This window comes from Streptomyces sp. MMS24-W38, assembly GCF_059889265.1.
In genome coordinates, this window is record NZ_JCBCPP010000001.1 from 1,363,118 (window position 1) to 1,389,784 (window position 26,667).

The following is a 26,667-nucleotide window of genomic DNA, read 5'->3' on the forward strand; positions in this document are numbered from 1 at the left end:
CCAGTGTTTCACCCCCACCGAACCAGGCCATAACAGTTCGGCAGCTTCGCACATCGTCCGCACAGCTTCCGAGCGTCGGACACCTCCGGACGGAAACACCGCAGACCGGCATCCGCTCGGACCGCGAAGGTAAGTAACCTTGCATGCGGCTGTCCAGCCACGCCGGTCCGTCCGGCCCGGGCGATGGCCGGCACGGAGTCGAGCGGGCATCGGAGGGCGGCCGCACACATGACCACCGGACTGATCCCGGGGGACCAGCCCCCGGACCGACGGCCGACGAACGGCCTGCCGCACCAGCGGGACGAACCGGTCGGCCGTGGAACCATGCACGCAGAGAACCGGTCGAGGAGTTCTGTGATCACCGCGCGCGCGGCCGCCAGTTTCGAGCCCGTCGGGCGCTCGGTCGCGAGTGCCCGCGCCTTCGTCCGCGACACCCTCCAGGGGTGGGGGTTCGCCGACGTCATCGACGACGCCGTGGTCCTCACCAGTGAGCTCGTCACCAACGCCGTGGTTCACGCCGGCACCTCCGCCGACCTCCTGTGCCTGCGCAGTGACGACGGCGTACGGATCGAGGTGGCCGACCGGTATCCGGAACGCGAAGTGCCGCTCCAGGGCTCGGCCGCCACCATGGGCAGCCCCGACCGCGAAGGGGGACGCGGCCTCCAGCTCTGCGCGGCCCTGGCCGACCGCTGGGGCGTGGAGTACAGCCCCACCTACAAGACCGTCTGGTTCCAACTCGACATTCCCGAGCGCCCGGTGGGCACGCGCACGGCCGGTCCGGCACTGCCGTCCGACCTCCTGCCCATCGCCGACACCCGGGTCCGTGTCGCCGTCGTGCAGATCGACCGGATCGGCGCCATCTCCTCCTGGAACGAAGACGCGGAAGAACTCTTCGGATACAGAGCCGACCAGGTCACCGGCAAGCCGCTCACCGATCTCGCGGCCTGGCCGCACACTCCCGGCACCGGCACCGGCATCGCGGAGGCGCTCCAACTCTCCCGTTGGGAAGGCAGCTACGGCATAAGGGACGCCCACGGCCGAGTGACCCCCGTCTACGCCTCCCACCTGCGCGTCCGCGACGCGGACGGTGACCCGTCCACCGTGTGCCTCCTCGTCAGGGACCACGAACGGGCCGTCCTGCAGACCCCGTTGCGAGTCACCGCCTCCGACACCTCCGAGAACCAGAGCACTGACCCCTTCGAGGTGTTCATCGGCTCGCCCGCCCCCGACGACCTCGACAGCCTCCTCCAGCGCACGGTGGAACGCGCCCGCGACATGCTCGACGGCGACTCCGCCTTCCTCCTGCTCGCCACCGACGACGAGACCGAACTCGAGGTACGCGCCTCCACCGGCCTGCCCTCCGCCCGACAGCGCTTCGCCCGCGTCCCGGTGGAGGCCGGCTCCGGCCGCTACGGCTCTGCCCGGATGCCGTCCGTCCACGACGACCTCACCGCTCTGCCCGGCGCGGTCCCCCTCCTCAACGGCACCGGCATGCGCTCGGTCGTCACCGTCCCGCTCAAGGTGGAGGGCCGCCTCACCGGCTCCCTCGGCGTCGCCGCGGAGGGAGCCTGCAGATACTCCAACGAGGAGGCGCTGCGCCTCCAGTTCGCCGCCGACCGCATCGCCCTGGCCGTCGAGTCGGCCCGCCTGGGCGAGCTGGAACGACTGCGCCGCGGCTCACTGAGCTTCCTCGTCGAGGCCTCCGACCTGCTGGCCGGCACCCTGGACCGCGACCAGACCCTGGCGCTCATGGCCCAGATGACCGTCCCCACCCTGGCCACCTGGTGCGCCGTCTACACGATCGCCGACCAGGCCTCCGAGCCGTATCTCTCCTACGTCCTGCACGAGGACGAGGAACTCATCGACGGCATCAAGTCCCTGCTCTCGAAAATGGCCCCGCCCGACCCAGTCCCCACCCCCGGCGCCCGCGTATGGTCGGCGCCCGGCGAGGTGGCCCACCAGGCGGCCCTGCGCACCTCCATGCGGAGCCTCGGCCTGAGCGGTGGCCCGAGCAACCAGGTCGCCTCCGGCATCGGCCCCACCCTCACGACGGCCTCCGCGGTGGGCGGCGAGACGGTGGTCCTCCCCCTGGTCGCCCGCAACCGCGTCATCGGCATGCTGACGCTCGGCAAACCGACCGACGAACACTTCCGGCAGGAGATCCTGGAACTCGCCGAGGACCTCTCCCGCAGGGCCGCCCTGGCCCTGGACAACGCCCGTCTCTACTCCGAGCGCACGGCCATCAGCCAGTCCCTCCAGCGCAGCCTCCTGCCGCCGGAACTCCCCGTGATCGACGGCGTCGAGGTCGAGGTCATCTACCGCGCGGCCGGCGAGGGCAATGAGGTCGGCGGCGACTTCTATGACCTGTTCCCGATCAGCGACGGCGCCTACGGCTTCGCCATCGGCGACGTCTGCGGTACGGGCCCGAACGCCGCGGCCGTCACCGGGCTGGCCCGGCACGCGCTCCGGCTGCTGGCCCGCGAGGGCCTCAGCGGCCCGGCGGTCCTCGAGCGCCTGAACTCCGCCATCCTCGACGAGGGCGCCCGCAGCCGCTTCCTCACCCTCCTGTACGGCGAGCTGCGCCCGCAGGAGGACGGCAGCGCGGAGTTGAAGGTGGTGTGCGCGGGCCACCCCCTCCCGCTGCGCCTGCGCCAGGACGGCACCGTGGAACCCGCCGCCGAACCGCAGCCCCTCCTCGGTGTCCTCGAAGACCTGGACCTTTACGAGCAGACGGTCGTCCTCGACCCGGGCGACGTCCTGCTGTGCGTCACCGACGGTGTCACCGAGCGCCGTGAGGGCCTGAACATGCTGGGCGACGACGGCCTCGCCGAGGTCCTGACGACCTGCACGGGCCTCACCGCGGGCGCGGTCGCCGCCCGCATCATGCGCGCCGTGGAACGCTTCGCCTCCGACGCCCCCTCCGACGACATGGCGATCCTCGCCATGCGCGTTCCGGGCCTCCACCAGGACTGAGAGCCAGGGCATGAGAAAGGCCCCGCCCGGGAGGGCGGGGCCTTTCTGTCGGAGCCCCCAAACGGAATCGAACCGTTGACCTTCTCCTTACCATGGAGACGCTCTGCCGACTGAGCTATAGGGGCCTGTTGCCGCTCTGCGGTTTCCCGCGGTGGCAACGGAATAGATCATACCCTGACCAGCCCTGTGCTCCCAACCACGCTTCAGAGAGCCGGCTGAAGCAGCCCGCCCAGCGCGTTGCAGGCCGACGCGACACGCTGCATGTCCCGCTTGGTCAGCGAGGCGTCCACTGGCAAGGCCAGCGTCTCGTCGGCGGCCCGCTCGGTCTCGGGCAGGGAAACGCACCGCCGGAATCCGGGCAGCCGGTGCACGGGCGTCTTCACCGGCACCCTGCACTCAACCCCCTTGGCCCGTACGGCTTGCGCAAAAGCGTCCCGGTCCGGGCGACCGTTCCCGGGCACTCGCACGACGTACTGCTGGTAGGTGTGCCCGTCGCCACCGTCGGGGGTTCGAACACCCCGCAGTTTCGCGTCGAGATAGGCCGCCCGCGCCCTGCGCCGAGCGATCTCGTCGTACGGCCCCTCGGACTCTCCGCGCTCCAGTATCAGCAGGCCGTGCCGCTGCCCGAGGATGTGCAGTCGGGCGATGTCGGCCTGCCTGCCGAAGCGGTGGACGGCAACAACGGCTGCCGTCCGCGGAGTTATGGCGGCTTCCACGGCGGCCGGCGCGAGGCAGTAGGTCACCGGATCTATCTCGGCGAACACCGGCAACGCGCCTGCAAGGGTGACGGCCTCGGCGACTTCCACGTTCCCGAAGGCGGACACGACCACCTCGTCACCGACTCCGACACCGGCGGCCCTGAGCAGTGCAGCAGTACCCATGGGATGGATGCTCGTGGCGCAACGTGAACTTCAAGTGACGCAGAACAAAAAAGGGTTGGACCCCGAACCGAAGTTCGGGGTCCAACCCTGTCACGATTTGTTCGGCGGCGTCCTACTCTCCCACAGGGTCCCCCCTGCAGTACCATCGGCGCTGTAAGGCTTAGCTTCCGGGTTCGGAATGTAACCGGGCGTTTCCCCCACGCTATGACCACCGAAACACTATGAAACACTCAACCGCACCACACCCAACGGGCGCGGGGTCGTTCGTGGTTTCAGAACCAACACAGCGGACGCGAGCAACTGAGGACAAGCCCTCGGCCTATTAGTACCGGTCACCTCCACCCCTTACGAGGCTTCCAGATCCGGCCTATCAACCCAGTCGTCTACTGGGAGCCTTACCCCATCAAGTGGGTGGGAACACTCATCTCGAAGCAGGCTTCCCGCTTAGATGCTTTCAGCGGTTATCCCTCCCGAACGTAGCCAACCAGCCATGCCCTTGGCAGAACAACTGGCACACCAGAGGTTCGTCCGTCCCGGTCCTCTCGTACTAGGGACAGCCCTTCTCAATGTTCCTGCGCGCGCAGCGGATAGGGACCGAACTGTCTCACGACGTTCTAAACCCAGCTCGCGTACCGCTTTAATGGGCGAACAGCCCAACCCTTGGGACCGACTCCAGCCCCAGGATGCGACGAGCCGACATCGAGGTGCCAAACCATCCCGTCGATATGGACTCTTGGGGAAGATCAGCCTGTTATCCCCGGGGTACCTTTTATCCGTTGAGCGACGGCGCTTCCACAAGCCACCGCCGGATCACTAGTCCCGACTTTCGTCCCTGCTCGACCCGTCGGTCTCACAGTCAAGCTCCCTTGTGCACTTACACTCACCACCTGATTGCCAACCAGGCTGAGGGAACCTTTGGGCGCCTCCGTTACCCTTTAGGAGGCAACCGCCCCAGTTAAACTACCCATCAGACACTGTCCCTGATCCGGATCACGGACCCAGGTTAGACATCCAGCACGACCAGACTGGTATTTCAACGACGACTCCACCACCACTGGCGTGGCGGCTTCACGGTCTCCCAGCTATCCTACACAAGCCGAACCGAACACCAATATCAAACTGTAGTAAAGGTCCCGGGGTCTTTCCGTCCTGCTGCGCGAAACGAGCATCTTTACTCGTAATGCAATTTCACCGGGCCTATGGTTGAGACAGTCGAGAAGTCGTTACGCCATTCGTGCAGGTCGGAACTTACCCGACAAGGAATTTCGCTACCTTAGGATGGTTATAGTTACCACCGCCGTTTACTGGCGCTTAAGTTCTCAGCTTCGCCAGGACGAATCCTGACTGACCGGTCCCCTTAACGTTCCAGCACCGGGCAGGCGTCAGTCCGTATACCTCGCCTTACGGCTTCGCACGGACCTGTGTTTTTAGTAAACAGTCGCTTCTCGCTGGTCTCTGCGGCCACCCCCAGCTCACCGAGTAAATCGGATCACCGGGCGTGGCCCCCCTTCTCCCGAAGTTACGGGGGCATTTTGCCGAGTTCCTTAACCATAGTTCACCCGAACGCCTCGGTATTCTCTACCTGACCACCTGAGTCGGTTTGGGGTACGGGCCGCCATGAAACTCGCTAGAGGCTTTTCTCGACAGCATAGGATCATCCACTTCACCGCAATCGGCTCGGCATCGGGTCTCAGACACATGTCAGGCGGATTTGCCTGCCTGACGTCCTACACCCTTACCCCGGGACAACCACCGCCCGGGCTGGACTACCTTCCTGCGTCACCCCATCACTCACCTACTACAGGTCTGGTCCGTCGGCTCCACCACTCCCCTTCACCCGAAGGATCCGGGGCGGCTTCACGGACTTAGCATCGCCTGGTTCGATGTCTGTCGCTTCACAGCGGGTACCGGAATATCAACCGGTTGTCCATCGACTACGCCTGTCGGCCTCGCCTTAGGTCCCGACTTACCCTGGGCAGATCAGCTTGACCCAGGAACCCTTGGTCAATCGGCGCACACGTTTCTCACGTGTGAATCGCTACTCATGCCTGCATTCTCACTCGTGAACCGTCCACAACTCGCTTCCGCGGCTGCTTCACCCGGCACACGACGCTCCCCTACCCATCACGATCCCCGTTGGGGGTACATATCGCAATGACACGACTTCGGCGGTACGCTTGAGCCCCGCTACATTGTCGGCGCGGAATCACTAGACCAGTGAGCTATTACGCACTCTTTCAAGGATGGCTGCTTCTAAGCCAACCTCCTGGTTGTCTGTGCGACTCCACATCCTTTCCCACTTAGCGTACGCTTGGGGGCCTTAGTCGATGCTCTGGGCTGTTTCCCTCTCGACCATGGAGCTTATCCCCCACGGTCTCACTGCCGCGCTCTCACTTGCCGGCATTCGGAGTTTGGCTAAGGTCAGTAACCCGGTAGGGCCCATCGCCTATCCAGTGCTCTACCTCCGGCAAGAAACACGCGACGCTGCACCTAAATGCATTTCGGGGAGAACCAGCTATCACGGAGTTTGATTGGCCTTTCACCCCTAACCACAGGTCATCCCCCAGGTTTTCAACCCTGGTGGGTTCGGTCCTCCACGACCTCTTACAGCCGCTTCAACCTGCCCATGGCTAGATCACTCCGCTTCGGGTCTTGAGCGTGCTACTGAAACGCCCTGTTCGGACTCGCTTTCGCTACGGCTTCCCCACCCGGGTTAACCTCGCAACACACCGCAAACTCGCAGGCTCATTCTTCAAAAGGCACGCAGTCACGACATGCAGGCAAGCCTGCATGCGACGCTCCCACGGCTTGTAGGCACACGGTTTCAGGTACTATTTCACTCCCCTCCCGGGGTACTTTTCACCATTCCCTCACGGTACTGTCCGCTATCGGTCACCAGGGAATATTTAGGCTTGGCGGGTGGTCCCGCCGGATTCACACGGGATTTCTCGGGCCCCGTGCTACTTGGGTGTCTCTCCAACGAGCCGTACAGATTTCGGCTACGGGGGTCTTACCCTCTGCGCCGGACCTTTCGCATGTCCTTCGCCTATCCATACGGTTTCTGACTCGTCCCACGGCCGGCAGACCGTGGAAGAGAGATCCCACAACCCCGCATGCGCAACCCCTGCCGGGTCTCACACGCCTGCGGTTTGGCCTCGTCCGGTTTCGCTCGCCACTACTCCCGGAATCACGGTTGTTTTCTCTTCCTGCGGGTACTGAGATGTTTCACTTCCCCGCGTTCCCTCCGCATACCCTATGTGTTCAGGTATGGGTGACAGCCCATGACGACTGCCGGGTTTCCCCATTCGGAAACCCCCGGATCACAGCCTGGTTGACGGCTCCCCGGGGACTATCGTGGCCTCCCACGTCCTTCATCGGTTCCTGGTGCCAAGGCATCCACCGTGCGCCCTTAAAAACTTGGCCACAGATGCTCGCGTCCACTGTGCAGTTCTCAAACAACGACCGACCACCCGTCACCCCGAGCCGAGGCTCGGGTGCACCGGGGCCGGCACCGAAGGCTTCCCGGCCGTGCGGCCGTGCCCTCAGACACCCAACAGCGTGCCCGGCCGGCGTCCGTCCGGAGATCATGCGTTCCACGCTCCGGGGAGCGGTACTTGCAGTCTCCGGCCCGAGACGGCCGGCCGAATAATCAACGTTCCACCCATGAGCAACCAGCATCGGACGTTCGCCGATGTACTGGCCCCTGACCTCACCCCGAGGGGATCGGTGAGAAGTGCTCCTTAGAAAGGAGGTGATCCAGCCGCACCTTCCGGTACGGCTACCTTGTTACGACTTCGTCCCAATCGCCAGTCCCACCTTCGACGGCTCCCTCCCACGAGGGGTTGGGCCACCGGCTTCGGGTGTTACCGACTTTCGTGACGTGACGGGCGGTGTGTACAAGGCCCGGGAACGTATTCACCGCAGCAATGCTGATCTGCGATTACTAGCAACTCCGACTTCATGGGGTCGAGTTGCAGACCCCAATCCGAACTGAGACCGGCTTTTTGAGATTCGCTCCACCTCGCGGTATCGCAGCTCATTGTACCGGCCATTGTAGCACGTGTGCAGCCCAAGACATAAGGGGCATGATGACTTGACGTCGTCCCCACCTTCCTCCGAGTTGACCCCGGCGGTCTCCCGTGAGTCCCCAGCACCCCCGGAGGGGCCTGCTGGCAACACGGGACAAGGGTTGCGCTCGTTGCGGGACTTAACCCAACATCTCACGACACGAGCTGACGACAGCCATGCACCACCTGTACACCGACCACAAGGGGGACCCTGTCTCCAGGGTTTTCCGGTGTATGTCAAGCCTTGGTAAGGTTCTTCGCGTTGCGTCGAATTAAGCCACATGCTCCGCTGCTTGTGCGGGCCCCCGTCAATTCCTTTGAGTTTTAGCCTTGCGGCCGTACTCCCCAGGCGGGGCACTTAATGCGTTAGCTGCGGCACCGACGACGTGGAATGTCGCCAACACCTAGTGCCCACCGTTTACGGCGTGGACTACCAGGGTATCTAATCCTGTTCGCTCCCCACGCTTTCGCTCCTCAGCGTCAGTATCGGCCCAGAGATCCGCCTTCGCCACCGGTGTTCCTCCTGATATCTGCGCATTTCACCGCTACACCAGGAATTCCGATCTCCCCTACCGAACTCTAGCCTGCCCGTATCGACTGCAGACCCGGGGTTGAGCCCCGGGCTTTCACAACCGACGCGACAGGCCGCCTACGAGCTCTTTACGCCCAATAATTCCGGACAACGCTCGCGCCCTACGTATTACCGCGGCTGCTGGCACGTAGTTAGCCGGCGCTTCTTCTGCAGGTACCGTCACTTGCGCTTCTTCCCTGCTGAAAGAGGTTTACAACCCGAAGGCCGTCGTCCCTCACGCGGCGTCGCTGCATCAGGCTTGCGCCCATTGTGCAATATTCCCCACTGCTGCCTCCCGTAGGAGTCTGGGCCGTGTCTCAGTCCCAGTGTGGCCGGTCGCCCTCTCAGGCCGGCTACCCGTCGTCGCCTTGGTGAGCCGTTACCTCACCAACCAGCTGATAGGCCGCGGGCTCATCCTCCACCGCCGGAGCTTTCGACCCCCGCCCATGCGGGCGGGGGTGGTATCCGGTATTAGACCCCGTTTCCAGGGCTTGTCCCGAAGTGGAGGGCAGATTGCCCACGTGTTACTCACCCGTTCGCCACTAATCCCCACCGAAGTGGTTCATCGTTCGACTTGCATGTGTTAAGCACGCCGCCAGCGTTCGTCCTGAGCCAGGATCAAACTCTCCGTGAATGCTTCCGGGATGTCCCGGTGACACACACGAGAGCGGAACCACCGGAGGAATAGTCCGGCGGTTCACAGCGTCCTCGCTGTGATTCTTCAAAGGAACCTCGTCCCGGCCTGATGACCGGAGACGGGGTATCAACATATCTGGCGTTGATTTTTGGCACGCTGTTGAGTTCTCAAGGAACGGACGCTTCCTTCGTACTCACCCCTGCGGGTTTTCCTCCGGGCGCTTCCCTTCGATCTTGCGTTTCCGACTCTATCAGATCTTTCCGATCCGATTTCCTCGGGTTTCGCTTTCCGGGTTCCCGCTTTCCGCGTTTCCCTTTCCGGCGGATCCGACTTTATCAGAAGTTCTGAGTCGGATTTCCTCACCCCTCCAGGAACTGGTTCCGACGCTTGAAGCGATCGGGTTCCCGGTCGGGGTGAGCCGTAAACGTACTGGAGCGGGGCGGCTCGATGCAAATCGAGGCCGCCCCGCTCCCAGTTCACCCGTGCGGGCTTGTCCTACAGGTCGTCAGACCTCTACGACCACTGGAAGGATCATCGGCCGGCGCCGGTACGTGTCGGAGACCCATTTGCCCAGCGTGCGGCGGATCAGCTGCTGCATCTGGTGCGGTTCGACGACGCCGTCCTGAGCCGACCGTTCCAGGACTTCCGTGATCTTCGGCAGTACGGCACTGAAGGCGGAGTCGTCGATCCCGGAGCCGCGGGCCTGGACATACGGGCCGCCGGTGATCTTCCCGGTGGACGAGTCGATCACCACGAAGAGCGAGATGATGCCCTCGTCACCGAGGATCTTGCGATCCTTCAGAGCGGGCTCGCCGACATCGCCGACGGAGAGGCCGTCGACGTAGACGTACCCGGCCTGGACCTTGCCGGAGATCTTCGCCCTGCCGTCGATCAGGTCTACGACGACCCCGTCCTCCGCGATGACGATGCGGTCGTGCGGGACACCCGTCAGGGCGCCCAGTTCGGCATTGGCCCGCAGGTGGCGCCATTCGCCGTGCACCGGCATCAGGTTCTTCGGGCGGCAGATGTTGTAGAAGTACAACAGCTCGCCGGCGGAGGCGTGGCCCGAGACGTGCACCTTGGCGTTGCCCTTGTGGACGACGTTGGCGCCCCAGCGGGTCAGACCGTTGATGACCCGGTAGACCGCGTTCTCGTTGCCGGGGATGAGCGACGACGCGAGGATCACCGTGTCGCCCTGGACGATACGGATCTGGTGGTCGCGGTTGGCCATCCGGGACAGGGCGGCCATGGGCTCGCCCTGCGAGCCCGTGCACACCAGGACCACTTCGCTGTCCGGCAGGTCGTCCAGCGTCTTGACGTCGACGACCAGGCCCGGCGGGACCTTCAGGTAGCCGAGGTCACGGGCGATGCCCATGTTGCGGACCATGGAGCGGCCGACGAAGGCCACCCGGCGTCCGTACTCGTGCGCCGCGTCCAGGATCTGCTGGATGCGGTGGACGTGGCTGGCGAAGCTGGCCACGATGATCCGCTTGCGGGCGCCTGCGAAGACCTGCCGAAGGACGTTGGAGATTTCGCGCTCGGGCGGGACGAAGCCCGGGACCTCGGCGTTCGTCGAGTCGGAGAGGAGGAGGTCGATGCCTTCCTCGCTGAGCCGGGCGAAGGCGTGCAGGTCCGTGAGGCGGCTGTCCAGCGGAAGCTGGTCCATCTTGAAGTCGCCGGTGTGGACCACCATGCCGGCGGGGGTGCGGATGGCCACGGCGAGCGCGTCGGGGATCGAGTGGTTGACCGCGACGAACTCGCAGTCGAACGGGCCGATGCGCTCGCGGTGCCCCTCGGCGACCTCCAGGGTGTAGGGGCGGATGCGGTGCTCCTGGAGCTTCGCCTCGATGAGAGCGAGGGTCAGCTTGGAGCCGATCAGCGGGATGTCCGGCTTCTCGCGGAGAAGGAACGGAACACCGCCGATGTGGTCCTCGTGACCATGGGTGAGGACGATGCCCTCGATGTCGTCGAGGCGATCCCGGATGGACGTGAAGTCCGGCAGGATCAGGTCGATTCCGGGCTGCTCCTCCTCGGGGAACAGCACTCCGCAGTCGACGATGAGCAGACGGCCGCCGTACTCGAAGACCGTCATGTTGCGGCCGATCTCGCCGAGACCGCCGAGCGGGGTGACGCGCAGCCCGCTCGCGGGAAGCGGCGGGGGCGGACCGAGTTCAGGATGCGGATGACTCAAAAGACTCTCCTCACCACACGCGCCACGTACCGGTGGGGCACGTGGCGCGCATGACGTTCGTGCAGAAGCAGTTGTCGTTGTGGTGCGCGGGCACCGGTGGCCCGCCGCTTATTCAGTTGTGGAGTCAGGTTGCGCGAGCGGTCGCGCGAAGTCTGTTGTCAGAGCTGTACCCCGCCGGCGGCAAGATCGATCTTGAGCTGCTCGATCTCTTCCGGCGTGCACTCGGCCATGGGAGGGCGCAGGGGTCCGGCGGGCAGGCCCTGGAGAGTGAGCGCCGCCTTGGTGGTCATCACGCCCTGGGTGCGGAACATTCCCGTGTAGACGGGGAGCAGCTTCTGGTGGATCTCGGTGGCCTTCTGGACGTCTCCCGAGATGTACGACTCCACCAGGGAGCGCAGCTCGGGGGTGACGAGGTGGCCGACGACCGAGACGAAGCCGACCGCGCCCACGGAGAGCAGCGGCAGGTTCAGCATGTCGTCGCCGGAGTACCAGGCGAGGCGGGAGCGCGCGATGGCCCAGCTGGCGCGGCCGAGGTCACCCTTGGCGTCCTTGTTGGCGACGATCCGCGGGTGCTCGGCCAGGCGGACGAGCGTCTCGGTGTTGATCGGGACGCCGCTGCGGCCGGGGATGTCATAGAGCATGACCGGCAGCTCGGTGGCGTCGGCGACGGCTGTGAAGTGCCGGTAGAGGCCCTCCTGCGGGGGCTTGTTGTAGTACGGGGTGACGACCAGCAGGCCGTGTGCGCCGATGTGCTCCGCGGTGCGGGCCAGTTCGATGCTGTGGCGGGTGTCGTTGGTGCCGACCCCGGCCACCACGTGGGCGCGGTCTCCGACCGCCTCCAGGACCGCCCGTACGAGGTCTGCTTTCTCCGCGTCGCTGGTGGTAGGGGACTCGCCGGTGGTGCCGTTGATGATCAGGCCGTCGTTGCCTGCGTCCACCAGGTGGGTGGCGAGCCGCTGGGCGCCGTCGAGGTCGAGTGCGCCGTCCGCCGTGAAGGGCGTGACCATGGCGGTGAGGACCCGCCCGAAGGGGGTCTGCGGAGTGGAGGTCGGAGCCATGGGTTACACGCTACTCGCTGCTTGAGTCGGGGTCTGCCCTCGGGGAGGCGACAAGGCAGGACAAAGGTGGAGCCCGGCACTGCCTGCTCGGGGGTTCAGGCAGTGCCGGGCCCGTTCGATCAGGCTAAATGAATTACCCTAAATACCGCAATACGAACAAATCGCAGGGCTGATCACCCATGCGCGATCAGCCCTGCGGGCGAGGCCCGTCACCGGCGGACACGAGGAGCTGTGAGCACCACTCGAACCGCACCGGCCGCACGGGCTACGGCGCCACGCGCCCGTTGGCGTTGAAGGCGGCGTGAGTGAGCGGCATGAGCCGGGCCCACTCGGCCTCCATCTTCTCGCCGACCATCTCGATCTCCCGCTGCGGGAAGGACGGGACCTTCGCCATCTCGTGCTGGGTGCGCAGGCCGAGGAAATGCATCAGCGAGCGGGCGTTGCACGTGGCGTACATCGAGGAGTACAGGCCGACCGGGAGCACCGCGCGGGCGACCTCGCGGGCCACACCCTCGGCCAGCAGCTTCTGGTAGGCCTCGTAGGCCTGGCGGTAGGAGTCGCCCAGTACGTTCTGGACGGTCTCGTGCTGGCCCGGGGTGCCTTCGACGAAGACGTACTTGCCCGGGCGCCCCTCCTGGACCAGCTTGCGCGACGCGTCGGGAACGTAGAAGACGGGCTGCAGCTCGCGGTAGCGCCCGGATTCCTCGTTGTAGGACCAGCCGACCCGGTGGCGCATGAACTCGCGGAACACGAAGATCGGCGCACTGACGAGGAACGTCAGGGAGTTGTGCTCGAACGGGCTGCCGTGCCGATCCCGCATCAGGTAGTTGATCAGGCCCTTGGAGCGCTCCGGGTCCTTCTGCAGTTCCCCGATGGACTGCTCGCCGAGGGTCGATACGCGGGCGGCGAACAGGACGTCCGAGTCCGAGGCACTGGACTTCACCAGTTCGACGGTGACGTCACTCCGCAGGGTGACGCCATCGGGTGTTGACGGCTGGAGTTCGTCGGCGGAGGTCAAGAGGGCACTTCCCGTCACATCGCATCTGCAGGTCAGCGCCCACTCTACGGGGGCGCCCTCCGTTGCGGGGAGATGGACCGTGTCACGACGAATTTCCCCATCTGGGCACTTTTTGAGTGTGTCGCTCGTTTGTGTCAGTGAGAGTGATTCGTTCGAGAGTTCGACGGGAGAAGCACCACTGATGTTCGGTCGACGGGAATCCGTGCCGTTCGCCTTCATTGCCACTGCCGACAGGTTCCGCAGTAATGTCACGCCCCCGCCTCGCGAGCGGGCTTCCGCCGGCGAGCTGGCCGGGCGCTGGCTCCTGGGCCTCTGCATCGTCAGTGGTCTGGTGGGGGCCCTGGTCCTCGGGATGCCCGCGCTGTCCATCGACCAGTCGGCCACGGGGAGCGAGCAGTCACAGGCGTCCGACGGACGCTGACCCGGAGCCCGAACCGGACGCCTTACCGAGCGCCGAACCGGACAACGCCCCCGCGCCGAATCAGGCGCGGGGAACCACCCGGGGCGGGGGTTCCGGCTCCGAGCGGGCCCCCGAGAGTGGTGAGGGGGCATGCGGATCGGTAGCCTCACCGGGCACAGCCCACGCATGGATCAAGTGAGGACCAGCCGTGCCCCTGCCCTTCCTGACGGCCGATCGTGCTTTCGACACTGCGGACGACGTCGCACTGCCGCACGACGACCGTGACCGCTGGCGGCGCCCGTACCGTCCGGGGCCATGGCGAGTGGGGACGGCGGCCATACTGCTGCTGCTCGCCTCGTTCGTGCTGTTCGCGGCGGTGATCATCGCTGCGACGGCCTCGGTGTCGTCGGCCGGTGTGGTCTTCGCCCTCGCGCTGGTCGTCATACTCTGGGCGCTGCGACTGCTGCGCATGGGCACGTGGGTGAGTGCCCGCGGGCTGCGGCAGGTGAGTCTGTTCAGCACCCGTACGACGCCGTGGGCCCAGGTGGTCACGGTGCGCACGGTGCAGCAGCCGGTGCGCTGGCTGGGGCTGCCGAGGACAGTGCAGGGGCAGGCGCTGCTGCTGGCCCGGCGGGGGCGGTCGGCGGAGGCCCTGCCGCCGCTGCTGACCTCGCACAATGCGGACTTCCTGGGACGAGGCCCGGCCTTCGACCGGGCGGCCGACTCGGTGGAGGTCTGGGCCGACGAATACCGGCGGGACTGACCCTGCTCGTCGGGACCGGACTTCACGTCGCCAAGAGCCGGGGCCCGGTCCGCACATGCGGACCGGGCCCCGGCTCTTTTTGTCGCGGCGTCAGGGGGTGGCCCTGCGCAGGGCGATCGCCCGTTGCATCGCCTTGCGGGCGCGCGCGGTGTCGCGGGCGTCGTGGTAGGCGACGGCGAGCCGGAACCAGCTGCGCCAGTCGTCGGGGGCGTCCTCCGTCTCGGCCCTGCGCCGGGCGAAGACCTCATCGGCCGAGTCCCGGTCGATACGGCCGCTGGGCAGACGCTTCAGCTCGTCCACGGGCAGTCCGCCCTGGGCGTCGAGTTCGGCGGCGAGGCGGTTGGCGTTGCGGACGAACTCGGTGTTCTTCCACAGGAACCACACACCGATGACCGGCAGGATGAGCACCGCCACGCCGAAGGTGACGGTGAGGGGCGTACCGGCCTGGATGAGCAGCACGCCGCGGCTGCCGACCAGGACGAAGTAGACGACCAGGACGGCGGCCGTGACGGCGTAGGAGATCTTCGCGCGCATGGGGTCGGCTCGTGCTCAGTTCAGGTCGAGGAAGTGTTCCAGGCCGAAGGTCAGGCCGGGAGTGGTCACCACGCGGCGGGCGCCGAGCAGGATGCCCGGCATGAAGCTGCTGTGGTGCAGGGAGTCGTGGCGGACGGTGAGGGTCTCGCCCTCGCCGCCGAGCAGGACCTCCTGGTGGGCCAGCAGGCCGCGCAGCCGGACGGCGTGCACCGGCACCCCGTCCACGTCGGCGCCGCGGGCGCCCTCCAGGGCGGTGGCCGTGGCGTCCGGGGCGGGGGCGCTGCCGGCCCGGCGGCGGGCCTCGGCGATGAGCTGGGCGGTGCGGGTGGCGGTGCCGCTGGGGGCGTCCACCTTGTTGGGGTGGTGCAGTTCGACGACCTCGACGGACTCGAAGTACGGGGCGGCGATCTGCGCGAACTTCATGGTCAGCACGGCGCCGATGGAGAAGTTCGGTGCGATGAGCACGCCCGTCTCCGGGAACTGCTCGAGCCAGCCCCTCAGCTGTGCGAGGCGGTCGTCGGTCCAGCCGGTGGTGCCGACGACCGCGTGGATGCCGTGACGTACGCAGAAGTCCAGGTTGCCCATGACCGAGGCCGGGGTGGTCAGTTCGACGGCGACCTGGGCGCCGGTCTCGGCGAGGGTCTCCAGCCGGTCGTCCCGGCTGAGTGCGGCCACCAGCTCCATGTCGTCGGCGGCCTCGACGGCCCGTACCGCTTCGGACCCGATCCGGCCCTTGGCGCCGAGGACCGCCACGCGCAGCTTGCTCATCTTCCTTGCTTCCTTACCGGAGGGGTCCGGGAGGACCGGGGACCGTGGAGGGTTGGGGGCCGCCGGGGCCCGCTAGGCGACGGTGTCGTGCAGCCGGGAGGCCTGTTTGTCCTTGAGCGGGCCGATGACCGACAGCGAGGGCTGCTGCCCCAGGATGTCGCGGGCGACCGCGCGGACCTCGTCCGGCGTGACCGAGGCTATCCGGGCCAGCATGTCGTCGACCGACATCTGCTCGCCCCAGCACAGTTCGCTCTTGCCGATGCGGTTCATCAGCGCGCCGGTGTCCTCCAGGCCGAGGACGGTGGAGCCCTGGAGCTGGCCGATGGCGTGCCGTATCTCGTCGTCGGACAGGCTGTGTTCGGCGACCTGGTCGAGTTCGTCGCGGCAGATCTTCAGCACGTCGTGCACCTGGGACGGCCTGCACCCGGCGTACACGCCGAACAGGCCGCAGTCGGCGAAGCCGGAGGTGTACGAGTACACGCTGTAGGCCAGGCCGCGCTTCTCCCGGACCTCCTGGAACAGGCGGGAGGACATGCCGCCGCCGAGGGCGGTGTTGAGCACGCCGAGGGCCCACCGGCGTTCGTCGGTGCGGGACAGGCCCGGCATGCCGAGGATGACGTGCGCCTGCTCGGTGCTGCGGTCGATCAGTTCGACCCGGCCGGCGGTGCGCAGCGCGCGCCGTCCGCCGCGCGGGGCGATCGGCTCGGCGTCGAGGTCCTTGACGGCGCCGGCCTCCTCGAAGGCGGCGCGGACCTGGCGTACGACCTGGTCGTGGTCGATGTTGCCGGCGCAGGCGACCACGAGGTGGGTCGGGTCGTAGTGCTTCTTGTAGAAGCGGCGGATGCGGTCGGCGGTGAGGGCGTTGACCGTGTCGACGGTGCCGAGGACCGGGCGGCCCAGCGGATTGTCGCCGAACATGGTGTGCGCGAACAGGTCGTGCACGCAGTCGCCGGGGTCGTCCTCGGTCATCGCGATCTCTTCGAGGATCGCGCCGCGCTCGATGTCGACGTCCTCCTCGAGGATGCGCGAGCCGGTCAGCATGTCGCAGACCACGTCGATGGCGAGCGGCAGGTCGGTGTCGAGTACACGTGCGTAGTAGCACGTGTACTCCTTGGCCGTGAAGGCGTTCATCTCGCCGCCGACGGCGTCGATGGCGGAGGAGATGTCCAGGGCGGACCTGCGGTGCGTGCCCTTGAAGAGCAGGTGCTCCAGGTAGTGGGTGGCACCGTTCAGGGCCGGGGTCTCGTCGCGGGAGCCGACGTGCGCCCAGATGCCGAAGGTCGCCGAGCGGACCGAGGGCAGGGTCTCGGTGACGATGCGCAGGCCCCAGGGGAGGGTGGTCTTGCGGACGATGCCGATGCCGTTCTCGCCCTGGATGAGGGTTTGGGTACGGGCGACGGCCCGCGCCTCCGGGGAGGTGCGGGCCGTCGCCTTGGAGCCGTGGGACGTCACTTGTCGGCGTCGGCCTTCTTCTCGTCGTCCTCGCCCTCGATCACGGGGATGAGGGAGAGCTTGCCGCGGGAGTCGATCTCGGCGATCTCGACCTGGACCTTGGCGCCCACACCGAGCACGTCCTCGACGTTCTCCACGCGCTTGCCGCCGGCCAGCTTGCGGATCTGCGAGATGTGCAGCAGACCGTCCTTGCCGGGCAGCAGGGAGACGAACGCGCCGAAGGTGGTCGTCTTCACGACCGTGCCCAGGTAGCGCTCGCCGACCTCGGGCATCGTCGGGTTGGCGATGCCGTTGATCGTGGTGCGGGCGGCCTCGGCGGCCGGGCCGTCGGCGGCACCGATGTAGATGGTGCCGTCGTCCTCGATGGTGATCTCGGCGCCGGTGTCCTCCTGGATCTGGTTGATCATCTTGCCCTTGGGGCCGATGACCTCACCGATCTTGTCGACCGGGATCTTCACGGTGATGATCCGCGGCGCGTTCGGGGACATCTCGTCCGGCGTGTCGATCGCTTCCATCATCACGTCGAGGATGTGGAGGCGGGCGTCACGGGCCTGCTTGAGAGCGGCGGCCAGGACGGAGGCCGGGATGCCGTCCAGCTTGGTGTCGAGCTGGAGGGCGGTCACGAACTCCTTGGTGCCGGCGACCTTGAAGTCCATGTCGCCGAAGGCGTCCTCCGCACCGAGGATGTCGGTGAGGGCGACGTAGTGCGTCTCGCCGTTGATCTCCTGGGAGATCAGGCCCATGGCGATACCGGCGACGGGGGCCTTGAGCGGCACACCGGCGTTCAGCAGCGACATGGTGGAGGCGCAGACCGAACCCATGGACGTCGAGCCGTTGGAGCCGAGGGCCTCGGACACCTGACGGATCGCGTACGGGAACTCCTCGCGCGTCGGCAGCACCGGCACGATGGCGCGCTCGGCGAGGGCGCCGTGGCCGATCTCGCGGCGCTTGGGGGAGCCCACGCGGCCGGTCTCGCCGACGGAGTAGGGCGGGAAGTTGTAGTTGTGCATGTAGCGCTTTCGGGTCACCGGGGAGAGGGTGTCCAGCTGCTGCTCCATGCGGAGCATGTTGAGGGTGGTGACGCCCAGGATCTGGGTCTCGCCACGCTCGAACAGCGCGGAGCCGTGCACCCGCGGGATGGCCTCGACCTCGGCGGCCAGGGTGCGGATGTCGGTGACTCCGCGGCCGTCGATGCGCTTCTTCTCCTTGATGACGCGCTCACGGACCAGTGACTTGGTCAGCGAGCGGTACGCGGCGGAGATCTCCTTCTCGCGGCCCTCGAACTCCGGCAGGAGCTTCTCGGCGGCGAGCTGCTTGACGCGGTCCAGCTCGGCCTCGCGCTCCTGCTTGCCGGCGATGGTGAGTGCCTGGGCGAGCTCGGGGCGGACGGCGCCGGTCAGCGCTTCCAGGACGTCGTCCTGGTAGTCCAGGAAGATCGGGAACTCACCGGTCGGCTTGGCGGCCTTCGCGGCGAGGTCGGCCTGCGCCTTGCAGAGGACCTTGATGAAGGGCTTCGCGGCCTCCAGACCGGCCGCGACGATCTCCTCGGTGGGGGCCTCGGCGCCGCCCTCGACCAGCTTGACGGTCTGCTCGGTGGCCTCGGCCTCGACCATCATGATCGCGACGTCGCCGTCCTCCAGGGCGCGGCCCGCGACGACCATGTCGAAGACGGCGTCCTCGAGCTCGGTGTGCGTCGGGAACGCCACCCACTGGCCGCGGATCAGCGCGACGCGGACGCCGCCGATCGGGCCGGAGAAGGGCAGACCGGCCAGCTGCGTGGACGCGGAGGCGGCGTTGATCGCCACGACGTCGTACAGGTGGTCGGGGTTGAGCGCCATGACCGTGGCGACGACCTGGATCTCGTTGCGCAGGCCCTTCTTGAAGGACGGGCGCAGCGGGCGGTCGATGAGGCGGCAGGTGAGGATCGCGTCCTCGGAGGGCCGGCCCTCCCGGCGGAAGAAGGAGCCGGGGATCTTGCCGGCCGCGTACATCCGCTCCTCGACGTCCACCGTCAGGGGGAAGAAGTCGAGCTGGTCCTTGGGGCTCTTGGAGGCGGAGGTGGCCGACAGCACCATGGTGTCGTCGTCCAGGTACGCCACGGCGGAGCCTGCGGCCTGACGGGCGAGGCGGCCCGTCTCGAAGCGGATGGTGCGGGTGCCGAAGGAGCCGTTGTCGATGACGGCCTCGGCGTAGTGGGTCTCGTTCTCCACCAGTGTTCTCTCCGTTACTTGTCGTCTTTCGTCCCTCCTCGCCCGTATGGCGGGAAGGACGGGCGGAGAAGCACACCTTCTGGTGCGGGCCGGTCTTCGATCGAAGCTCCCGGGTTCACTCTCCCGGGGGCCACTACCGAGGACCGGCGGCGGCGAGGTGCGCTTCTTCCTCGTACGTCATGACGTCTGGGGAGACGTCGGGGTGGTGCCCGTGACGGCGGTGACCTGGTGCGGTACCGGTCGGCACGGCGATTCGGTGCTCTTGCGTTGTGCTACCACACTACAAAGAGGGAGTGACACTCCGCACGTACAGCAAAGGGAGCGGTCCCCTTTTCCCAGGGAACCGCTCCCGTCACAGCGTCTTACCGGGCGCCCGCCGCACCACGGCGGATGCCGAGGCGGTCGACCAGCGCACGGAAGCGCTGGATGTCCTTCTTGGCGAGGTACTGCAGCAGCCGGCGGCGCTGGCCGACCAGGATGAGCAGACCACGACGGGAGTGGTGGTCGTGCTTGTGGGTCTTGAGGTGCTCCGTCAGGTCGGAGATCCGACGCGAAAGGAGGGCGACCTGGACCTCGGGGGAGCCGGTGTCGCCTTCCTTGGTGCGGAATTCGGAGATGATCTGGTTCTTCGTGGCGGCGTCGAGCGACACGCTTACTCCTCATGGTCTGTGAATGGCCACCGAGCGCCCCCGGTCTTCACCTCGGGGGATCTTCCATGACTCGGAAGGCGGGATCCGCTGGACGCGGCCTGTGGAGCGGGGCTCCGAGGCGCGCACAGCACACATACGTCCGTCGCTCAGAATACCAGCCGGTGGCGGACCCCTTTACCACGGTCCGCGGAACCGCCCAGGTGGGGCGTGGGGTGCCACTAGGGTGAGCGCTCGTACCGGTCATCGGACCGGCCATCGGACCATTCATACGTCGGGAAGGGGTCGCTGCGACATGGCGGAGACGGCTGAGGAGATCAGGGCACGCAAGGAGCGGGAGAAGGACGAGCTCTACGCCCTCGACATCTCCGGCGTCGAATGGCACAGCGCGCCGGGCACCGAGGAGCACGAGGAGCGGGTCGAGATCGCCTATCTGCCCGAGGGCGCGGTGGCCATGCGGTCCTCTCTCGACCCGGACACCGTGCTCCGCTACACGGAGGCGGAGTGGCGGGCGTTCGTGCTGGGCGCGCGGGACGGGGAGTTCGACCTGGAGCCGGCGGGTCCCGAGGCGGAGTGACCGCCGTACGCGTCCGGGAGCGTGCACGCGCGTGTGCGCCCTCCCGGACGTCGCGCGTCAGCCGCTCATCGACCGCACCATCGCGTACACGTCGAAGACGGCAAGCGTCAGCGGCACCAGTGTCAGCAGTACGAAGCCCTCGGCGATCTCCAGGAAGCGGCCCCAGAAGGGCGTGAACCCGCTGCGGGAGGCCACCAGACCGATCGCGGTGACCAGCACCGATACCGCCGCGATGGCCGCGACCAGCCAGATCGTACGGATGTCGAGACCGGTTCGGTCCCCCGTCAGCGCCTCGCGGACCAGGGCGTCCGGCGGGTTGAGCGCCAGGCCGAGACCGAGCGCGACCAGGGAGCCGAGCCCCGCGGCCAGCAGGGTGGCGACCTGCGCGGTGTAGCGGAACAGCTGCGCGCGCATGAGCAGCGCGATTCCGGTGGCCAGGGCGAGCAGCAGCGCCCAGAGGCCGTCGGAGAAGCCGAGCACGAGGGCGGAGCCGACCGCGAGCAGCGAGCAGCCGCCGACCAGGCCGACCAGGAGTTCGTGGCCGCGGCGGGCCTGGGCCCCGATGCGCTCGGCGTCCACCGGCTCATGGGGCTCGGGGTCGGTGCCGTAGGAGCGCGAGGTGGTGTGCGGCGCCTCGAAGCCGATGGGCAGACGCGCGAAACGCATGGACAGGCCCGGCAGGAAGGCCAGGGCACCGACGGCGACAGGAGCGCACAGAGCGGCGATCTCGGCCGGCGTCCAGTCCCTCAGGAGCGCCACGAAGGTGGTGACCAGGGCGAGGCCCGAGGCGGCCACGAAGGCCACGAACGGGCCGTCGCCACGCGGAGAGACCAGGGCGAGGATCACCGAGGCCACCAGCACGGCCGCGCAGGCGAGCAGGAACTGGAGCTTCCCGACGCCCTGCCCCTCGGAGAGCGACAGCAGGCCGGAGCCGGCCACCCCCATGTTGGGGAGTGCGCCGAGGCCCAGCGCGACGGCGGCGGCCCGGTCGTCGTAGACGCGGGCGCGGACACAGCCCAGAACGACGAGGAGGACTCCGGCGATGCCCGCGAGGATGCCGGGCAGGCCGTGCATGTCGTGCCGCGGATCGGCGTTCCAGGCGACGAACGCGAGCAGAGCGGGCAGCACGCCACCGCCGACGAGGCCCGCGGCGCGTGTGAGGTCGCCGTGCCACAGGGCTCGGTCCCGGGTGACCGCGGAGGCGACCGCTTCGGAGACGTCGTCGACCACGGCCGGCGGAAGCGACTCGGAGAAGGGACGAAGGGTGAGGAGTTCGCCGTCGAGGATGCGTTGCGCCGCGAAGGAGCGGGAACTGTCGAGGACGGTGCCGTCCCGCCGGACCAGGTGGTAGCCGACCGGGGCGCCCTCGGTGGGGCTCTGCCGGGCGAACCGGAGGATCTCCGGGTAGAGGTCTGCGACCGGCACGTCGTCGGGCAGCGCCACGTCGATGCGGCTGTCGGGCGCGACGATGGTGACCCGGCAGAAGCCGAGCCCCGGCAACGCCCCGGACGGGGCTGCCTGGTCGGGTCCGCCCGTGCGGGTGGCCGCCGTGGAGGCCGTCATGCTCACGTGCTGCTCCCCCTCAGTGCTGCTGTGTCTGCGGTGTGATGGTCCTGCGCCTCGTTCCCGGCGTCCGCCGCAGGACGGGGCTGTACGGGGCGGACGGGAAACCGTCGAGCGGATCCTGGAGTCGCCATACCGCGCACATCACCCGGAATTCCCGTGCGTCCGACGGGCTCGCGTGTGCTCACGGGAACATCCGGCACCCTACCGCCCGCCGGTGTGTGATGGGATCAGTAGGATCGCGCGGCGGCCCTCGTCCGCCAGACACGGGGTGGCGGACGGCAATCCGGCGGGCCGGCAAGGGGATTGGTGAGCAGTGAGCCAGATCGTCGTCAAACGTCCGCCCAGGGCGCTGCCGCCGGAGGTTCCCACGGGCGAGGTGGTCGTGCAGCCGCCGCCCGAGTTGCCTCGGGGGCATCAGGAAAGCGTGTTGATGCAGCTGTTGCCGACGCTCGGCATGGGCGGCTCGGTCGTCTTCTTCTTCACGAGCGGGCAGCCGTTCATGCGCATCATGGGCATGGTGATGATCGCGTCGACGATCGCCATGTCGATCGCGATGGTGGTCCGCTTCCGTCGTGGTTCCCAGGGTCAGCTCGCCGATCTGCGCCGTGACTACCTGAGTTACCTGTCACGGACCCGCCGGACCACCCTGGAGACGGCGAAGGCGCAGCGTGATGCCCAGTACTACCTCCACCCCTCCCCGGAGCAACTGTGGGCGCTGGTCGCCGAGGGCAGCCGGGTGTGGGAACGGCGGCCGGGCGACGAGGACTTCGCGCAGGTCCGCATCGGCCTGGGTCCGCAGTCCCTGTCCACCCCGCTGGTCGCCCCCGAGACGGCCCCGGTCGACCAGCTGGAGCCGCTGACAGCGGGCGCGATGCAGCGGTTCGTCGCGGTCCACAGCACCTTGGACGACCTGCCGATGGCGGTCTCCCTGCGCGCCTTCTACCACGTCGTACTCGGTGGCGAACCGGATTCCGTACGCTCTTCGGCCCGCGCTCTGACCGGTTCGCTGGCCTCGTTGCACTCCCCCGAGGACCTGATCGTCGCGGTCGCGACGGGTCGGGAGGCGGCGCGGCACTGGGAATGGGCCAAGTGGCTGCCGCACGCGCAGCTGCCCGGTGTCGCGGACGGCGCCGGCTCCCGCCGTCTGATCAGCGGCGATCCCCACGAGATCGAGGACCTCCTGGCTGCACGGCTGAGCGGCCGTCCCCGCTTCCACCCGAACGCCGCCCCCCTGACGGACACCCCGCACATCGTCGTCGTCCTCGACGGCGTGTCCCTCCCGCCGGACTCCATGCTGGCGAACCCCGAGGGCCTGCAGGGCGTGACGGTCGTCGAGGTGGCCGAGGGCGAGCCGGCCGGCGCCCACGGTGACCTCTCCGTCCTCGTACGGCCGCGTTCGCTGCGCCTGGAATCGGCGCACGGCGTCGTCTACGAGGGAACGCCCGACGTCCTGTCGTACGAGTCCGCGGAGGCGCTGGCCCGGCAGTTGGCGCCGCTGCGCATGGTCTCGGGCGGGGACGACGACGAACCGCTGCTGGCGAACCTGGAGTTCACGGATCTGTTGAACCTGGGCGACGCCGCCTCCGTCGACACCCGGCGCACCTGGCGGCCGCGGTCCCAGGCGGAACGGCTGCGGGTGCCGATCGGTGTCGGCGAGGACGGCCGTCCGGTGATGCTCGACATCAAGGAGGCGGCCCAGGAGGGCATGGGCCCGCACGGCCTGTGCGTGGGCGCCACGGGTTCCGGCAAGTCGGAGCTGCTGCGCACGCTGGTGCTGGGGCTCGCGGTCACCCACTCCTCCGAGACCCTGAACTTCGTCCTGGCGGACTTCAAGGGCGGCGCGACCTTCGCGGGCATGGCGCAGATGCCGCACGTGGCGGCCGTGATCACCAACCTGGCGGACGACCTCACCCTCGTCGACCGCATGGGCGACTCCATCCGCGGCGAACTCAACCGCCGCCAGGAGATGCTGCGCGACGCGGGCAACTACGCCAACATCCACGACTACGAGAAGGCGCGCGCGGCGGGCGCGCCGCTCCAGCCCATCCCCTCGCTGCTGCTGGTCATCGACGAGTTCAGCGAACTGCTGACGGCGAAGCCGGACTTCATCGACATGTTCGTGCAGATCGGCCGCATCGGCCGGTCGCTGGGCGTGCACCTGCTGCTGGCCTCGCAGCGGCTGGAGGAGGGCCGGCTGCGCGGCCTGGAGACGTACCTGTCGTACCGCATCGGTCTGCGCACCTTCTCCGCCGCCGAGTCGCGGGCGGCGCTGGGCGTGCCGGACGCGTACGAACTGCCGAACGTGCCGGGGTCCGGCTTCCTGAAGTTCGGCACCGACGAGATGGTCCGCTTCAAGGCGGCGTACGTCTCCGGCGTCTACCGTTCCGGCTCGCAGGGCGCCGGGTCCGCGGACGGCCCTCTGCCGGTGGACCGGCGGCCGGTGCTGTTCACGGCGGCCGAGGTCCCGGTGCGGTACGCGCCGATTCCGCGGCAGCGCGCGGACTCGGCGGACGGCACCGGCGAGGTGGACGACGCGCTGGCGGACACCGTGCTGGACGTCGTCGTCCGCCGGCTGGAGGCCCAGGGTCCGGCGGCCCACCAGGTGTGGCTGCCGCCGCTGGACAGCCCGCCGTCGCTGGACGCACTGCTGCCCGGCCTCACCGCCGTGGAGGGCCGGGGTCTCACCCAGCCCGGCTACGAGGGCGCCGGACGGCTCGTGGTCCCCGTCGGCATCGTCGACAAGCCGTACGAGCAGCGCCGTGACCCGCTGTGGGTGGACTTCTCGGGCGCCGCGGGCCACATGCAGGTCCTGGGCGGTCCGCAGTCCGGCAAGTCGACGCTGCTGCGCTCGCTGATCTGCTCCTTCGCACTCACCCACACGCCCCACGAAGTGCAGTTCTACGGACTGGACTTCGGCGGTGGCGGCATGGCCGCGGTGGCCGGGCTGCCGCACGTCGGCGGCATCGCCTCGCGACTGGACCCGGAGAAGGTACGGCGCACGGTGGCGGAGGTCTACGGCATCCTGGCCCGCCGCGAGGAGTACTTCCGGGCCTCGGGCATCTCCTCCATCGCCGAGTTCCGCACCCGGCGGGCCCGCGGCGACATCCCGGTCACCGACCAGCCGTGGGGCGACGTCTTCCTGGTCGTCGACGGCTGGGCCAACTTCCGCACCGAGTACGAGGCGCTCGACCCGGTGATCCTCGACATCGCCGCCCGCGGCCTCGGCTACGGCGTCCACCTGGTCCTGTCCGCCTCCCGTTCGATGGAGGTGCGGTCCGCGCTCAAGGACAGCCTGCTGAACCGGCTGGAACTGCGGCTCGGCGACACGATGGACTCCGAACTGGACCGCAAGGTGGCCGCGAACGTCCCCACCGGGGTGCCCGGCCGCGGTCTGTCCCCGCAGAAGCTGCACTTCATGGCGGCGGTGCCGCGCATCGACGGCCTGACCTCCGACACGGACCTGGCGGACGCCACCGCCGCGCTGGCGGCCGAGGTCTCCCGGCACTGGCAGGCGCCGGGCGCACCCGCGGTCCGTCTCCTGCCGCGTGAGTTCGCGGCGGAACAGCTGCCCCCGGGCGACCGTTTCCCGGAGCGCGGCATCGCCTTCGCACTCGACGAGGACAACCTGGAACCCGTCTTCGTCGACTTCGACCAGGACCCGTTCTTCCTCGTCTTCGGCGAGAGCGAGTCCGGCAAGTCGAACCTGCTCCGCCTGCTGGTCAAGCAGCTGACGACGCGTTACCCCGGTGACGAGTGCAAGCTGTTCGTCGTGGACAACCGGCGCTCCCTGCTGGGCGTCACACCGGACTCCCACCTCGCCGAGTACATTCCGATGTCCAACGCCATGGAACACCACATGGCGGCTCTGGCCGATCTGATGAAGCGCCGCACTCCCACCGCCGACGTGACCGCACGGCAGCTCCGGGAGCGCAGCTGGTGGCAGGGGCCGACGGTGTACGTGGTCATCGACGACTTCGACCTCGTCTCCACGTCGAGCGGCAACCCGCTCAGCGGTCTGACGGAACTGCTGCCGTTCGCCCGGGACGTGGGCGTGCGCTTCATCATCGCGCGCTCGACGGCCGGCGCGAGCCGCGCCTCGTACGAGGCCTTCATGCAGCGCATCAAGGAGCTGGGGGCCCAGGGCGTCGTGCTGGCGGGCGACCCGACCGAGGGCGACGTCCTGGGCGGTGTCCGGCCGCGGCCGATGCCCACGGGACGGGGCGTTTTCGTGTCCCGACGACGGGGACGGCCGTTGGTACAGACGGGACTGGTGGCGGAGGAGGCCCTCTGACGGTTCACCGGCATCGGTCCTTCGGTACGACCATGTCTGACTGGCTGCGACGAGGGGGCGGAA

The 26,667-nt window shown here is 67.8% G+C and carries 15 protein-coding genes, 1 tRNA gene and 3 rRNA genes; 5 read left to right on the forward strand and 14 right to left on the reverse strand.

The window, feature by feature from the left end:
* Nucleotides 1–228 precede the first annotated feature (228 nt).
* Complete coding sequence (locus tag AC6F7H_RS04875) at nucleotides 229–2,973, forward strand: SpoIIE family protein phosphatase (protein WP_500755437.1); 2,745 nt, start codon at nucleotides 229–231, stop codon at nucleotides 2,971–2,973.
* Nucleotides 2,974–3,025: 52 nt separating this feature from the next.
* Here AC6F7H_RS04875 and AC6F7H_RS04880 read toward each other — a convergent pair.
* The 8 genes from AC6F7H_RS04880 to thyX form a co-directional block, all read right to left on the reverse strand.
* A tRNA-Thr gene (locus tag AC6F7H_RS04880) sits at nucleotides 3,026–3,098 on the reverse strand.
* A gap of 78 nt (nucleotides 3,099–3,176) precedes the next feature.
* The gene (locus AC6F7H_RS04885) at nucleotides 3,177–3,839 is read right to left on the reverse strand and encodes a DegT/DnrJ/EryC1/StrS family aminotransferase (protein WP_500761658.1); all 663 of its coding nucleotides are present in this window, start codon (nucleotides 3,837–3,839) and stop codon (nucleotides 3,177–3,179) included.
* A gap of 114 nt (nucleotides 3,840–3,953) precedes the next feature.
* Nucleotides 3,954–4,070 (reverse strand): 5S ribosomal RNA (gene rrf / locus AC6F7H_RS04890).
* Nucleotides 4,071–4,156: 86 nt separating this feature from the next.
* A 23S ribosomal RNA gene (locus AC6F7H_RS04895) occupies nucleotides 4,157–7,277 on the reverse strand.
* A 321-nt stretch (nucleotides 7,278–7,598) separates the two neighbouring features.
* A 16S ribosomal RNA gene (locus AC6F7H_RS04900) occupies nucleotides 7,599–9,126 on the reverse strand.
* The 16S, 23S and 5S rRNA genes sit together here, the layout of an rRNA operon.
* 508 nt (nucleotides 9,127–9,634) lie before the next feature.
* Complete coding sequence (locus AC6F7H_RS04905; protein ID WP_202281874.1) at nucleotides 9,635–11,320, reverse strand: ribonuclease J; 1,686 nt, start codon at nucleotides 11,318–11,320, stop codon at nucleotides 9,635–9,637.
* A gap of 158 nt (nucleotides 11,321–11,478) precedes the next feature.
* A complete protein-coding gene (gene dapA, locus AC6F7H_RS04910) occupies nucleotides 11,479–12,378 on the reverse strand; it encodes a 4-hydroxy-tetrahydrodipicolinate synthase (protein WP_500755438.1) in 900 nt (299 codons plus the stop codon).
* Between the two features lie 265 nt (nucleotides 12,379–12,643).
* The gene (gene thyX / locus AC6F7H_RS04915; RefSeq protein ID WP_500755439.1) at nucleotides 12,644–13,396 is read right to left on the reverse strand and encodes an FAD-dependent thymidylate synthase; all 753 of its coding nucleotides are present in this window, start codon (nucleotides 13,394–13,396) and stop codon (nucleotides 12,644–12,646) included.
* Nucleotides 13,397–13,577: 181 nt separating this feature from the next.
* Here thyX and AC6F7H_RS04920 point away from each other — a divergent pair, with 181 nt between their 5' ends.
* Both AC6F7H_RS04920 and AC6F7H_RS04925 read left to right on the forward strand, forming a co-directional pair.
* A complete protein-coding gene (locus AC6F7H_RS04920; protein ID WP_500755441.1) occupies nucleotides 13,578–13,817 on the forward strand; it encodes a hypothetical protein in 240 nt (79 codons plus the stop codon).
* 187 nt (nucleotides 13,818–14,004) lie between these two features.
* Complete coding sequence (locus AC6F7H_RS04925; protein WP_500755442.1) at nucleotides 14,005–14,559, forward strand: SCO5741 family PH domain-containing membrane protein; 555 nt, start codon at nucleotides 14,005–14,007, stop codon at nucleotides 14,557–14,559.
* A gap of 90 nt (nucleotides 14,560–14,649) precedes the next feature.
* On the opposite strand, the gene AC6F7H_RS04930 is transcribed toward AC6F7H_RS04925, so the two are convergent.
* The 5 genes from AC6F7H_RS04930 to rpsO all read right to left on the reverse strand — a co-directional run bounded on the left by AC6F7H_RS04930 (nucleotide 14,650) and on the right by rpsO (nucleotide 20,173).
* Entirely contained in the window at nucleotides 14,650–15,093 is a 444-nt protein-coding gene (locus tag AC6F7H_RS04930; protein ID WP_500755443.1) for a hypothetical protein, read from the reverse strand.
* Nucleotides 15,094–15,108: 15 nt separating this feature from the next.
* Nucleotides 15,109–15,861: a 4-hydroxy-tetrahydrodipicolinate reductase gene (dapB, locus tag AC6F7H_RS04935; protein ID WP_500755444.1), complete on the reverse strand. Its 753-nt coding sequence runs from the start codon at nucleotides 15,859–15,861 to the stop codon at nucleotides 15,109–15,111.
* A gap of 72 nt (nucleotides 15,862–15,933) precedes the next feature.
* Nucleotides 15,934–17,313 carry a M16 family metallopeptidase gene (locus tag AC6F7H_RS04940; RefSeq protein ID WP_500755445.1) on the reverse strand — a complete coding sequence of 460 codons (1,380 nt, stop codon included), beginning with the start codon at nucleotides 17,311–17,313 and terminating at the stop codon, nucleotides 15,934–15,936.
* Complete coding sequence (locus AC6F7H_RS04945) at nucleotides 17,310–19,523, reverse strand: polyribonucleotide nucleotidyltransferase (RefSeq protein ID WP_363045170.1); 2,214 nt, start codon at nucleotides 19,521–19,523, stop codon at nucleotides 17,310–17,312. Before AC6F7H_RS04945 ends, AC6F7H_RS04940 begins: the two co-directional genes overlap by 4 nt.
* 362 nt (nucleotides 19,524–19,885) lie before the next feature.
* Nucleotides 19,886–20,173 carry a 30S ribosomal protein S15 gene (rpsO, locus tag AC6F7H_RS04950; RefSeq protein WP_109377366.1) on the reverse strand — a complete coding sequence of 96 codons (288 nt, stop codon included), beginning with the start codon at nucleotides 20,171–20,173 and terminating at the stop codon, nucleotides 19,886–19,888.
* A gap of 292 nt (nucleotides 20,174–20,465) precedes the next feature.
* Between rpsO and AC6F7H_RS04955 the strand changes: the two genes are divergently transcribed.
* Entirely contained in the window at nucleotides 20,466–20,747 is a 282-nt protein-coding gene (locus AC6F7H_RS04955; protein ID WP_500755446.1) for a DUF397 domain-containing protein, read from the forward strand.
* Nucleotides 20,748–20,804: 57 nt separating this feature from the next.
* Here the strand turns inward: AC6F7H_RS04955 and eccD are convergent, their stop codons facing one another.
* On the reverse strand, nucleotides 20,805–22,310 hold the full coding sequence (gene eccD / locus AC6F7H_RS04960; RefSeq protein ID WP_500761660.1) for a type VII secretion integral membrane protein EccD: 1,506 nt from the start codon (nucleotides 22,308–22,310) through the stop codon (nucleotides 20,805–20,807).
* Nucleotides 22,311–22,626: 316 nt separating this feature from the next.
* Between eccD and eccCa the strand changes: the two genes are divergently transcribed.
* Nucleotides 22,627–26,604 carry a type VII secretion protein EccCa gene (gene eccCa / locus AC6F7H_RS04965; RefSeq protein WP_500755447.1) on the forward strand — a complete coding sequence of 1,326 codons (3,978 nt, stop codon included), beginning with the start codon at nucleotides 22,627–22,629 and terminating at the stop codon, nucleotides 26,602–26,604.
* Nucleotides 26,605–26,667: the final 63 nt, after the last annotated feature.

Excerpts from the sequence above, each read along its gene's own strand:
- dapB (WP_500755444.1), bottom strand. The coding sequence starts at position 15,861 with ATGAGCAAGCTGCGCGTGGCGGTCCTCGGCGCCAAGGGCCGGATCGGG.
- AC6F7H_RS04875 (WP_500755437.1), top strand. The coding sequence starts at position 229 with ATGACCACCGGACTGATCCCGGGGGACCAGCCCCCGGACCGACGGCCG.
- dapA (WP_500755438.1), bottom strand. The coding sequence starts at position 12,378 with ATGGCTCCGACCTCCACTCCGCAGACCCCCTTCGGGCGGGTCCTCACC.
- AC6F7H_RS04920 (WP_500755441.1), top strand. The coding sequence starts at position 13,578 with ATGTTCGGTCGACGGGAATCCGTGCCGTTCGCCTTCATTGCCACTGCC.
- eccD (WP_500761660.1), bottom strand. The coding sequence starts at position 22,310 with ATGACGGCCTCCACGGCGGCCACCCGCACGGGCGGACCCGACCAGGCA.
- AC6F7H_RS04955 (WP_500755446.1), top strand. The coding sequence starts at position 20,466 with ATGGCGGAGACGGCTGAGGAGATCAGGGCACGCAAGGAGCGGGAGAAG.
- AC6F7H_RS04930 (WP_500755443.1), bottom strand. The coding sequence starts at position 15,093 with ATGCGCGCGAAGATCTCCTACGCCGTCACGGCCGCCGTCCTGGTCGTC.